The 9,697-nt window shown below is 63.2% G+C and carries 15 protein-coding genes and 1 pseudogene; 3 read left to right on the forward strand and 13 right to left on the reverse strand.

Annotation, left to right across the window (positions count from 1 at the left end; genetic code table 11):
• The 8 genes and pseudogenes from FLM9_RS03375 to rplC form a co-directional block, all read right to left on the reverse strand.
• Positions 1–89, reverse strand: a pseudogene (locus FLM9_RS03375) (50S ribosomal protein L16); the annotation flags it as partial.
• A 16-nt stretch (positions 90–105) separates the two neighbouring features.
• Positions 106–840: a 30S ribosomal protein S3 gene (rpsC, locus tag FLM9_RS03380; RefSeq protein ID WP_074457263.1), complete on the reverse strand. Its 735-nt coding sequence runs from the start codon at positions 838–840 to the stop codon at positions 106–108.
• A 14-nt stretch (positions 841–854) separates the two neighbouring features.
• Positions 855–1,211: a 50S ribosomal protein L22 gene (gene rplV / locus FLM9_RS03385; protein ID WP_074457264.1), complete on the reverse strand. Its 357-nt coding sequence runs from the start codon at positions 1,209–1,211 to the stop codon at positions 855–857.
• 12 nt (positions 1,212–1,223) lie between these two features.
• A complete protein-coding gene (gene rpsS, locus FLM9_RS03390; protein ID WP_074457265.1) occupies positions 1,224–1,499 on the reverse strand; it encodes a 30S ribosomal protein S19 in 276 nt (91 codons plus the stop codon).
• Between the two features lie 26 nt (positions 1,500–1,525).
• Complete coding sequence (gene rplB, locus FLM9_RS03395; RefSeq protein WP_074457266.1) at positions 1,526–2,389, reverse strand: 50S ribosomal protein L2; 864 nt, start codon at positions 2,387–2,389, stop codon at positions 1,526–1,528.
• An 11-nt stretch (positions 2,390–2,400) separates the two neighbouring features.
• A complete protein-coding gene (locus FLM9_RS03400) occupies positions 2,401–2,706 on the reverse strand; it encodes a 50S ribosomal protein L23 (RefSeq protein WP_074457267.1) in 306 nt (101 codons plus the stop codon).
• Positions 2,699–3,334 (reverse strand): 50S ribosomal protein L4, encoded by a 636-nt coding sequence (rplD, locus tag FLM9_RS03405; protein WP_074457268.1) that lies wholly within the window; start codon positions 3,332–3,334, stop codon positions 2,699–2,701. The genes FLM9_RS03400 and rplD overlap by 8 nt, the downstream gene beginning before the upstream one ends.
• A gap of 27 nt (positions 3,335–3,361) precedes the next feature.
• Entirely contained in the window at positions 3,362–4,000 is a 639-nt protein-coding gene (gene rplC, locus FLM9_RS03410; protein WP_074457269.1) for a 50S ribosomal protein L3, read from the reverse strand.
• 505 nt (positions 4,001–4,505) lie between these two features.
• Between rplC and FLM9_RS08110 the strand changes: the two genes are divergently transcribed.
• Positions 4,506–4,667 carry a hypothetical protein gene (locus FLM9_RS08110; RefSeq protein ID WP_180365283.1) on the forward strand — a complete coding sequence of 54 codons (162 nt, stop codon included), beginning with the start codon at positions 4,506–4,508 and terminating at the stop codon, positions 4,665–4,667.
• Positions 4,668–4,683: 16 nt separating this feature from the next.
• The gene (gene thyX, locus FLM9_RS03415) at positions 4,684–5,331 is read left to right on the forward strand and encodes an FAD-dependent thymidylate synthase (RefSeq protein WP_074457274.1); all 648 of its coding nucleotides are present in this window, start codon (positions 4,684–4,686) and stop codon (positions 5,329–5,331) included.
• Here thyX and larB read toward each other — a convergent pair.
• The 5 genes from larB to era are packed head-to-tail and all read right to left on the reverse strand — an operon-like array spanning position 5,328 to position 8,723.
• Positions 5,328–6,029, reverse strand: coding sequence for a nickel pincer cofactor biosynthesis protein LarB (gene larB, locus FLM9_RS03420; protein ID WP_074457270.1), 702 nt, complete (start codon positions 6,027–6,029; stop codon positions 5,328–5,330). The two genes, thyX and larB, sit on opposite strands and share 4 nt — an antisense overlap.
• Positions 6,019–6,519: a 2-C-methyl-D-erythritol 2,4-cyclodiphosphate synthase gene (gene ispF, locus FLM9_RS03425; protein WP_074457271.1), complete on the reverse strand. Its 501-nt coding sequence runs from the start codon at positions 6,517–6,519 to the stop codon at positions 6,019–6,021. The genes larB and ispF overlap by 11 nt, the downstream gene beginning before the upstream one ends.
• Positions 6,516–7,253 (reverse strand): tRNA (guanosine(37)-N1)-methyltransferase TrmD, encoded by a 738-nt coding sequence (gene trmD / locus FLM9_RS03430; RefSeq protein WP_074457272.1) that lies wholly within the window; start codon positions 7,251–7,253, stop codon positions 6,516–6,518. Before trmD ends, ispF begins: the two co-directional genes overlap by 4 nt.
• Positions 7,253–7,741: a phycobiliprotein lyase gene (locus FLM9_RS03435; RefSeq protein ID WP_074457273.1), complete on the reverse strand. Its 489-nt coding sequence runs from the start codon at positions 7,739–7,741 to the stop codon at positions 7,253–7,255. The genes trmD and FLM9_RS03435 overlap by 1 nt, the downstream gene beginning before the upstream one ends.
• 31 nt (positions 7,742–7,772) lie before the next feature.
• Positions 7,773–8,723, reverse strand: coding sequence for a GTPase Era (gene era, locus FLM9_RS03440; RefSeq protein WP_438801330.1), 951 nt, complete (start codon positions 8,721–8,723; stop codon positions 7,773–7,775).
• Between the two features lie 35 nt (positions 8,724–8,758).
• Between era and FLM9_RS03445 the strand changes: the two genes are divergently transcribed.
• On the forward strand, positions 8,759–9,397 hold the full coding sequence (locus FLM9_RS03445) for a sll1618 family protein (RefSeq protein WP_257242990.1): 639 nt from the start codon (positions 8,759–8,761) through the stop codon (positions 9,395–9,397).
• Positions 9,398–9,697 lie beyond the last annotated feature (300 nt).

The raw sequence follows: 9,697 nt of genomic DNA on the forward strand, positions 1-9,697 counted from the left end.
CCAAAGGCGATGGTGTTACCTCTGGTGGCAACACCCCGCATGCGACCCCGCTGCATCTTGCGGAACTTGACCCGTTTTGGACTCAGCATGGTTCAGATCCCCCCATCACTCCCCGTTGGAGCGGTCTTCAAAATTCTGGCGGGCCCGACCAGCCCCCCGGCGCCGTGGCACAGCCCCCATGGGGGCCGCAGGCTGTTTCTCGTCTGGAAGCACTTCCCCCTTGAACACCCACACCTTGATACCCAGCACCCCGTAGGTTGTGCGGGCGGTCTTGTTGGCATAGTCAATGTCCGCCCGCAGGGTGTGGAGGGGGACACGCCCTTCCCGGGTCCACTCGCTGCGGGCAATTTCAGCGCCGTTGAGGCGGCCACTGATCTGCAGCTTGAGGCCGATGACGCCAGCCCGCTGGGCCCTCTGAACGGCCATGCGGATGGTGCGACGGAAGGCCACCCGCTTCTCCAACTGCTGGGTGATGTACTCCGCCATCAGGGAGGCATCAGCATCAGCACGCTCCACCTCCACCACGTTGATGCGCACCTGGCGGCTGCGATCACGGATGGCGGTTTGGATGCCACTGCGTAACTCCTCAATACCGCTGCCTTGACGGCCCACCAGCATCCCGGGCCGTGCTGTCCTCAACTCCACCTCCAACTGATCCGCCTTGCGCTGAATGCGCACATCGCTGATCCCGGCAGAGGTGTATTTCCTGGTGATGTGACGGCGAATGGTGTCGTCCTCCTGCAGGAGGAGCGGGTAGGTCTTCTTGTCTGCAAACCAACTGGAGAGGTGGGGCCGGATGACCCCCAGTCGCAGACCTGTCGGGTGAATTTTGTTGCCCATGGCTCGGATGGCAATCAGGTGTCTTGTGGAGCCACAGCAATGCTGATGTGGCAAGTTTGTTTTTTGATCTGATAGGCCCGACCCTGGGCACGGGGTCGATACCGCCGCATGGAGGGACCCATATCAGCCGTGGCCTTGGTGATCACCAAGGTGGCGGGATCCAGGCCCAGGTTGTGCTCGGCATTGGCCACGGCAGAGCGGAGCACCTGGGTGACCATTGCCGTGGACCGATAGGGCATGAACTCAAGCACGATCAGGGCATCCCGGTAGCTGCGGCCACGGATCTGGTTGAGCACACGCCGCACCTTGCTGGCGGATCCCCGCACAAACTTGGCTGTGGCCCGGGCTGGGGTCCTGGTGAGATCGGTCATGGTCTTACATCCTTAGCGTGAACCTTTGCTGTCTTTGCCATGGCCCCGGTAGCTACGGGTCAGGGCAAATTCACCCAGCTTGTGGCCCACCATCTGCTCGGTGATGTAGACGGGGATGTGGGTCTTGCCGTTGTGAACAGCGATGGTGTGGCCAATCATGTCCGGAAGGATGGTTGAGGCCCGTGACCAGGTCTTGATCACGGACCTGTCGTCGGAAGCGTTTTGCTTCTCCACCTTCTTCATCAGGCTTACAGCCACGAAGGGGCCTTTTTTGAGGGAGCGTCCCATGGGAGGTCAGGTAGAGGGGAAAGTCATCAGGCGTCGCGACCACCGCGGCTGCGCTTGGATACACGACGGCGACGGCGCAACACGTATTGGTCGCTGGGCTTGTTGCGCTTGCGGGTTTTGAGGCCCAGCGCCGGTTTGCCCCACGGTGTCACGGGTCCTGAGCGGCCAATGGGCGCCCGGCCTTCACCACCCCCATGGGGGTGGTCGCAAGGGTTCATGACACTGCCGCGCACCTGGGGGCGTCGTCCCAACCAACGGCGCCGACCAGCCTTGCCCAGACTGGTGTTGCGCACTTCCCCATAGGCCACTTCGCCAATGGTGGCGTAGCACTCCTTGCGGACAAGCCGCACCTCGGTGGAGGGCAGCTTGATGGCCACGTAGTCCCCATCCTTGGCCACCACCTGGGCACTGGCCCCTGCGGTGCGCACCATCTGGCCACCCCGCCCGGCGTAGAGTTCCACGTTGTGGACCGTCGTGCCCAAGGGTAAGGCAAACAACGGCAGGGCATTACCCAGGGCAATGGGAGCATCCGGTCCGGCCATCACCTCACTGCCCACGGCAACGCCCTGGGGTTGGAGGATGTAGCGCTTTTCGCCGTCTTCATAGAAGAGGAGCGCCAAGCGGGCATTGCGGTTGGGGTCGTACTGAATTTCAGCCACCCGAGCCTTGACGCCATGCTTGTCGCGGCGGAAATCCACCAGGCGGTAGCGGCGCTTGTGGCCGCCGCCCCGATGGCGGCAGGTGATCACGCCGCGGTTGTTACGACCCTTGGCACGGTGCTTGGCGCCCACCAGGGAGCGCTCAGGCTCCCGGCGGGTGATCTCGCTGTAGTCCCCGGCCACCCGGGTGCGGGTGCCAGGGCTGTAGGGCTTGAGTTTACGAACAGCCATGGAGCAGCGCCTCAGGAGGATTCGGGGAAGAGCTGGATGCTGCTGCCTTCGGCAAGGCGGACCACAGCTTTCTTGGTTTGGGACCGCTCGCCGGCAAAGCGTCCCACCCGCCGTTTGCGGCGCGGTGGATTCATGGTGCTGACGCCAATCACCTTCACGTCAAACATCTGCTCAACAGCAGCTTTGATGTCTGGCTTGGCCGCCCGTGGATCCACCGCAAAGGTGTACTGGTTCTGATCCATGCCACGGGTGGCCTTTTCGGTGATCAAAGGCGCCCGCACCACGTCCGCAAGGCGTCCGGCAAAGCATTTAGCCATCGCTGTAGATCTCCTGGATGGTGGTAACGGCGTCTTCACTGAGCACCAGCTTGTCCGCGTGGAGCAGATCGAAGACGTTCAACTGATCCGCCCGGATCAGGTGGACCCGGGGCAGGTTACGGGCCGACTTGACGACAGCCTCACTTGGCACCTTGAGCACAAGCAGCACCCGTGCGTCAGGCGCAACGCCCCAACGCTCCAGGGCCGCCAGCAGGTCCCTAGTCCTGGGTGTGCTGATGGAAGCATTGAACTCCTGCACCAGCACCCAATCCTCCGCCCGACTCATCAGCGCCGTGCGCAGGGCCAGGCGCCGCTCCTTGCGGTTCATGGATTTGGCGTAGGAGCGGGGCTTGGGACCAAAGATGATGCCGCCACCAGGGCGCAGCGGGGTGCGGATGGAACCCTGGCGCGCCCGACCCGTGCCCTTTTGCTTGAAGGGCTTGCGTCCACCGCCGCGCACCTCAGCACGGGTCTTGGTGCTGGCGGTGCCTTGGCGCTGGTTGGCCTGCTGCCGCACCAGGGCAGCATGGAGCAGGTGAACCGCTGTGCCCTCACGGGCAGCCTTCAGGTCAAGGTGGGCCTCACCCACCTGCTCACCCTCCCAGTTGTGAACAACGCAATTAACCATGATTCTCCAGTGTGAACATCAGGCAGATCATTGGCCGCCCACCTTGCGGCTGGGACGGATGCTCAGCAGGGATCCGGGCTTGCCCGGAACTGAACCCTTCACCACCAGCAGATGCTGGTCAGGGTCCACCTTGATCACCATCAGCTTGCGCATGGTGGCGGCTTTGCCCCCGTAACGACCGGCCATGCGCTTGCCCGGATAAATGCGGCCCGGCGTGGTGCCGGCGCCAATGGAGCCTGGCTGGCGGTGGTTCTTGGAGCCATGGCTCATGGGACCACGACGAAACCCGTGGCGCTTCTGATAGCCCGTAAACCCACGTCCCACCGTGTCCCCACTCACGTCAACTGCCTGACCCGGCTCAAACTGGGCCACAGTGAGGACGGTGCCCGTCTCCACAGCCTCATCGGCGGGAACACGGTATTCACGAAGATGCCGGAGCAGGGTGTCACCGCTTTTGGCCAGGTGGCCTTTGGCAGGCAGGCTGACCAGTTTCTCGCGAATCTCGCCATATCCAATTTGGACGGCGCTGTAGCCGTCCCGAGCCATGCTTTTGCGCTGGGTGATCCGGCAAGGGCCGGCTTGGATGAGCGTCACCGGTACGGCTTTGCCGTCCGGACTAAAGAACTGGGACATGCCCAGTTTGGTGCCGAGGATGCCGATGGACATGGGCAAAGGGCTGTAACTTCAGCAGCAGGGTCATGCCGGGCCATGGGAAGCCCAGGGCAACACTGAACCGTGATCGAAAGTGACCGTTGCCGGTGTGGGCGGCAGGGCTAGTCCGAGGGCAGATTGACGGCTTTGATACGCGGTCAACCCGACGATGCAGTAACAAGAGGGCCGGGACTTGAGCACCGCAGCAGCGACCTGCCGCAAGGCGTCAGTTTCCTCTGATCAACCACGACCCAAGCCGGATAGATCAACCCGAAGGCCCATCCCCATGGATGAGCCTGTGCAGTGAGGCTGGAGGCCTGGCTAGCGCTCAGGCACAGCTCCCATATGCACAAGCAATTACTCTAACACATGGGGCGCGGTGGTGCAAGGTGGAGTGAACCCGAACACAGCGCAGAGCATCGATCCGTGAAACCGGCTACTGGTCACCCTGGTGAGTAACGGCCACAATCCCGACGGTTTAAGCTGAACGCTCACGCTTCCCATCTCAGGCAATCCGATTGTGGTTACAGACAGAGAGCGGCAGTTGAGTCGGGACTTTTGGTCGCGGCGGGGGCAGGCGCCCGTGGGCCGTCGTGGCTATCTTCAGCCCAGGGAACGGATTTTCGTTGCTCTGGGCATCGGGACTGCTGTCCTGGTGGTGGTGATGGGCATCTTGCGGTGACGCTGCCTTGGCCAGCATGCACGTCAAGCTCCAGAGCCACACCCCCGATCCTGAAGCCTTCATGGCCTACGTGGCCAGGGTCAGCAATCCGGCCAACCAGTCCAACTCGGACCATGGGCGTCTGCTGAGCTATTGCATCCGCCATGGCCACTGGAGCGTGTTCGAACACGCCTCCATGACATTGGAGATTGTTACCACCCTGGATATCGCCACCCAGATTTTGCGGCACCGCAGCTTTTGCTTCCAACAGCTTTCCCGCCGTTATGCAGGTGAGGAGCAAGTGCCCGTGCAATGGGCCATGCCCCGGCTTCGCAGCCCTCACCCCAAAGACCGTCAGGCGTCCCTGGATACGCTGCCCCCCGAGGTGGTGCGCCATTGGCAGGGCAAAATCCAGCTCCAACTGGATGCCGCCCACCAGCTTTACCGCCAACTGCTGGCTGCAGGGATTGCTAAGGAGTGCGCCCGTGCGGTGCTGCCGGTGGCCACCACCACCACCCTCTACATGACCGGCAACTGCCGAAGCTGGATTCACTACATCGCCCTGCGGACTCAGCCCAGCACCCAAGCGGAACACCGGGACGTTGCCTGTGGGGCCCAGACCATTTTCCGCACAGTGTTTCCTACTTGCGGCGCCGTGCTGGATGCCTTGAACTGGGCCACCTAGCCGGGCGCCTGACTGGCCTGGCCCTCAGTGTTCTCGATGGGCAGGGTGCGCAAGATGCGCAAGGCCGCCATGGCGGCGCCGTAGCCGTTGTCGATATTCACCACACAGAGACCAGGGGCACAACTGGCCAGCATCCCCATACACGCCGCATGGCCGCCTGCGCCAACGCCATAGCCCACGGAAACGGGAACGGCAATGACCGGTTGGGGCAAGAGACCAGCCACCACCGTGGGCAAAGAGCCCTCCATCCCGGCACAGACAATCAGAACGGGGAACCGGGCCAGGTGGTCCAGCCGAGCCATGAGGCGATGAAGCCCTGCCACGCCCACATCGGCTATCAACTCCGCCTCCACCCCATGGCAGGCCAGGGCGACAGAGGCCTCCGCGGCCACGGGCAGATCACTGCTGCCCCCCGTCAGCAGGGCCAAGCACTGCCATGGGCCACCTGTCATGCCCTTCCCCATGGTGATGCACTGGGCCTGGGGGTGGTAACGCAGGGCGGGAAGTTGCTGGAGCACGGCCCTGGCTTTGGCTTCGTCCACCCGGGTCACTAACAGGGTTTCCCCGGCAGCACACAAGCGGCGGGCGGCCGCGACAATTTGGTCAACCGTCTTGTCTGCCCCCCAGACGGCCTCCACCATGCCCAGGCGGCGGCGGCGGTCCAGGTCTAGATTCAGGCCCCTGTCCTCATTGGTCATGGCGGTGGTCCGGTTCGTGGACCAGCAGCGCCACGGCAGAGCAGGAAATTCCCTCCTCGCGACCCTCCGGACCAAGCGTTTCGTTGGTGGTGGCTTTCACGCCCACGCGGTCCGGGCTGATGGCCAACCGGGCAGCCGTGTTGGCAGCCATGGCGGGAATATGGGGCTGCAAGCGGGGGCGTTCAGCCACCAGCACAGTGTCCACGTTCACCACCCGCCAGCCCTTCTCCCGCACCAGAGCCGCCACCTGCTGGAGCAACACCAGGCTGTTGGCGCCCCGCCAGCGGGGATCGTCAGGGGGGAAGTGGCGGCCGATATCCCCCAGGGCCAGGGCCCCCAACAGGGCATCCATCAGGGCATGGACCAACACGTCCGCGTCACTGTGACCTTCCAGGCCAAGGGAATGGTCGATGGTCACACCCCCCAGGATCAGGGGGCGTCCTTCCACCAGACGATGAATGTCGTAACCATGACCGATGCGAAGGTTCATGGGCGCTCACTGGCCATGGCCATGGTCTCAGACGGGTGCCGTAGCAACTCCGGGCGGCGCTGGCGAGTGCGCTGTTCCCGTTGGGCCTGACGCCAACGGGAAATGGCACCATGGTCGCCGCTATACAACACCCCAGGCACCTCCATCCCCCGGAACAACCGGGGCCGGGTGTAGTGGGGGTACTCCAGCAAGCCCTGGCAAAAACTTTCCTGTTGCAACGATTCAGCCTGTCCCACGGTGCCATGTCGTAGGCGCAGCACCCCGTTGATCACGGCCATGGCTGGGATTTCCCCACCGGTGAGCACCACGTCCCCCACGCACAACTCCTCGTCCGCCAGGCAGCGGATCCGTTCATCAATGCCCTCGTAGTGGCCACAGATCATCACCAGTTGGTCGTGGTCGGCAGCGAGGCGTTGGGCATCGGACTGACGGAAGGGGCGTCCCTGGGGGCACATGAGCAGGATGCGGCGGCGGTGACCCACGGGAATGGCTTCCACCGCAGCAAAGACAGGTTCAGGCTTGAGCACCATGCCTGCTCCACCCCCGTAGGGGCTGTCGTCCACCTTGTGGTGCGGACCTGGTGCAAAATCCCGAGGATTGTGGGTATGAAGCTCCGCCAAACCCGACCTGAAGGCCCGACCGATGACGCCCAAGCCGTGGAGCACCTGGAAAGTCCGGGGAAACAGGCTGACCACGTCCAGTCGCAAGGGCACCTGTGGTTGCCGCTCATCCATCAGCTCTGCAGACGGCGGATTTCAGAGTAGAAAGCGCAGGCCTGCACCGCTGAGGGATCGTTTCTGCAGGAGATGGTGCGGCTGCGGAGACGCAGATTCGCCTTGCTGAACCAGATGCGCTCATAAAAGTGCTGATCACCACTGCACCAGGTGAGCTGCAGAACGTGGTCCACATCATTAAACCGCCAAAGCCCACGGCGGCCGTCGCTGCCCGCAAAACGGCCCTCCCGATCCTGGACTGCGTCCATCATGTGCAGTTGAAAGTCCGGCTGCCGGGTCCCGTGGAGGCGTAACACCCCCAGCTCAGGCCCTCCCTGCCCCGGTTGCCAACTGAACTCCAGTTGTGAGGATTCGCTCTGGTCCCAGCCTTCTTCTGCATGGCTGATGGTGACCAGGGTGCGCAAACTCAGCCAGCGGCCCGCGCAACGCTCCAGCAACTCCTCCACAGTGGCGGGCGGTTGGAAGGGTGCGGGGCTTGGGGCGGGCACAACACTGTTGAGCAGGATTCACCCTCCATCCTCACCCATTGCCGTAGCCCAACTCCGCCAGGCGTCCCGGGTGACGGCGCCAGTGGGGGGACACCTTGACAAACAGTTCCAGATGAACAGGACCGGCAATCAAGGCCTGTATCTGCAACCGTGCGGCGGTGCCGATGGCTTTTAGCATGCCACCCCCTTTGCCGATGAGGATCCCCTTCTGGCTGCTGCGCTCCACCAGCACCACGGCGGTGACGCGGGTGCAGTGACGTTCTTCCCGGATGTCGTCAATGCGCACAGCCACGCTGTGGGGAACTTCTTCCCGGGTCAGGTGCAACACCTGTTCCCGGATCTGCTCCGAAAGCAGCAGGCGCTCCGGCTGGTCACTGACGGCATGGGGCGGGTAAAGGTGGGGTCCCTCCGGCAGACGTTGGCTCAGGCCCTCCACCAACTGCTCACAGCCGGCACTATGCAAGGCGCTGAAACCAAAGAACGGACAACCGCCCACCAGGCTGCGGTAGCTGCGCTGCAATTCCGTGGCCCGTTTGGGGGTGACCAGGTCCTGCTTGTTGAGACCCACCACCAGTGGAGCGGCACAGTGGCGCAGCAGTTGCGTGATGTAGGCGTCCCCACGGCCTGGGGGTGTGCTGCCGTCCATGAGCAGCAACACCAGATCCACCTCACCAATGGTTGAACGCGCCACGTTCACCAAGTGCTCCCCCAACAGGTGGTGGGGCCTATGAATGCCGGGGGTGTCCAGCAGCACCAATTGGGCCGTGGCGCGGGTCAGAATACCCCGCAGGCGATTGCGGGTTGTCTGGGCCACAGGGGAGGTGATTGCCACTTTGTGGCCTACCAACTGATTGAGCAGCGTTGACTTGCCCACGTTGGGGCGCCCGATCAGGGCCACAAAGCCGGAGCGATGCCCCGGAGGGGGTGGGGTGACAGCATGGTCATCCTTGATCGTCGGGGCTCTGGCTTGGGACTGGGACAAGAGCAGCGCATGGATCTCCCAACCCCAAGCCTGCCATGCCTGCAGGGAAGTGGGCTGCGGTCTACCCATCTTGTGGCATCTTGTGGCAGAGTGCCAAGCCCGCGGCCACGGGCGCAGTGAGAAACATGCACCAGGAGCATCCCCTGTCCTTTGCGGAGGCCATCAACCGTACAGAGGTCTTGTTGCAGCAATGGCAAGCGGGCGCCATGACCACTGAGGCGTTGGCCCAACAGTTGGCGGGCCTGCTGAGCAGCGCCGACGGCCGCCGTGGCTTTTTTGTGGTGGCCCTGACAGGACCCAGCCCCCTGCTGGATCAGCCTCCCACCCCCGTCCTGGAGCAGCTCCACCGTGGCGGGGAAGCGGTGGTGGATCTGGTGGTGCGCAATCTGGCCATGGGGACCGCCATGGCCCTTGAACACCGGCGACAGGGGCATGGGGAGCAGGCCCAAGGGTCCCTGCAAGTGCAACGGCGCGCCCAGGCCCTCCTCACTCAACTGGATCCTCTTGCAGTCCGGCAACGCCTGGATCAACTGCTGGCGGCAACCGAGGGCCATGGTGCGGATGTGGCGTTTCTGGAGCGCTGGAACTATGACGCTGCCCAGGGCCAGGCCATTGCCCAGGTTGTGGCAGCCACACAGGGCAGCTTGACTTGGGGTAAATCCCAGTTCGTTTGATGGTCTGCAGATGTCCGGATTTGATTCTTGCCGTTGGAGTTACAGAGGCCAGCAGACTTTCCCGTCATGGGGAAAGGTATCTTGTGGCGCTACTGCCACGGCCCTGACCGTCGTGTTCGCCGCCTTTGGGGCGGCACGGGCGGAGAATGAATGTGGTCGGCCTGAAGACGGGGTGATCACCTGTTCACCATCGAACTACGCTGCGGACACGGAAGGAAGCATCATCTACTGCCTCACCCAGGACGATCAATCTCCCCAAGCTGACCCATTTCCTTAACGTCAACATTGAAAATAACGAAG

This window comes from Candidatus Synechococcus spongiarum, assembly GCF_900047545.1.
GTDB lineage: Bacteria > Cyanobacteriota > Cyanobacteriia > PCC-6307 > Cyanobiaceae > Synechococcus_B > Synechococcus_B spongiarum_C.

Excerpts from the sequence above, each read along its gene's own strand:
- rplC (WP_074457269.1), bottom strand. The coding sequence starts at position 4,000 with ATGTCCATCGGCATCCTCGGCACCAAACTGGGCATGTCCCAGTTCTTT.
- rpsS (WP_074457265.1), bottom strand. The coding sequence starts at position 1,499 with ATGGGACGCTCCCTCAAAAAAGGCCCCTTCGTGGCTGTAAGCCTGATG.
- FLM9_RS03445 (WP_257242990.1), top strand. The coding sequence starts at position 8,759 with ATGCCTGCAGGGAAGTGGGCTGCGGTCTACCCATCTTGTGGCATCTTG.
- larB (WP_074457270.1), bottom strand. The coding sequence starts at position 6,029 with ATGACCAATGAGGACAGGGGCCTGAATCTAGACCTGGACCGCCGCCGC.
- rplB (WP_074457266.1), bottom strand. The coding sequence starts at position 2,389 with ATGGCTGTTCGTAAACTCAAGCCCTACAGCCCTGGCACCCGCACCCGG.
- thyX (WP_074457274.1), top strand. The coding sequence starts at position 4,684 with ATGCACGTCAAGCTCCAGAGCCACACCCCCGATCCTGAAGCCTTCATG.
- trmD (WP_074457272.1), bottom strand. The coding sequence starts at position 7,253 with ATGGATGAGCGGCAACCACAGGTGCCCTTGCGACTGGACGTGGTCAGC.
- rplD (WP_074457268.1), bottom strand. The coding sequence starts at position 3,334 with ATGGTTAATTGCGTTGTTCACAACTGGGAGGGTGAGCAGGTGGGTGAG.
- rplV (WP_074457264.1), bottom strand. The coding sequence starts at position 1,211 with ATGACCGATCTCACCAGGACCCCAGCCCGGGCCACAGCCAAGTTTGTG.
- ispF (WP_074457271.1), bottom strand. The coding sequence starts at position 6,519 with ATGAACCTTCGCATCGGTCATGGTTACGACATTCATCGTCTGGTGGAA.
- rpsC (WP_074457263.1), bottom strand. The coding sequence starts at position 840 with ATGGGCAACAAAATTCACCCGACAGGTCTGCGACTGGGGGTCATCCGG.
- FLM9_RS03400 (WP_074457267.1), bottom strand. The coding sequence starts at position 2,706 with ATGGCTAAATGCTTTGCCGGACGCCTTGCGGACGTGGTGCGGGCGCCT.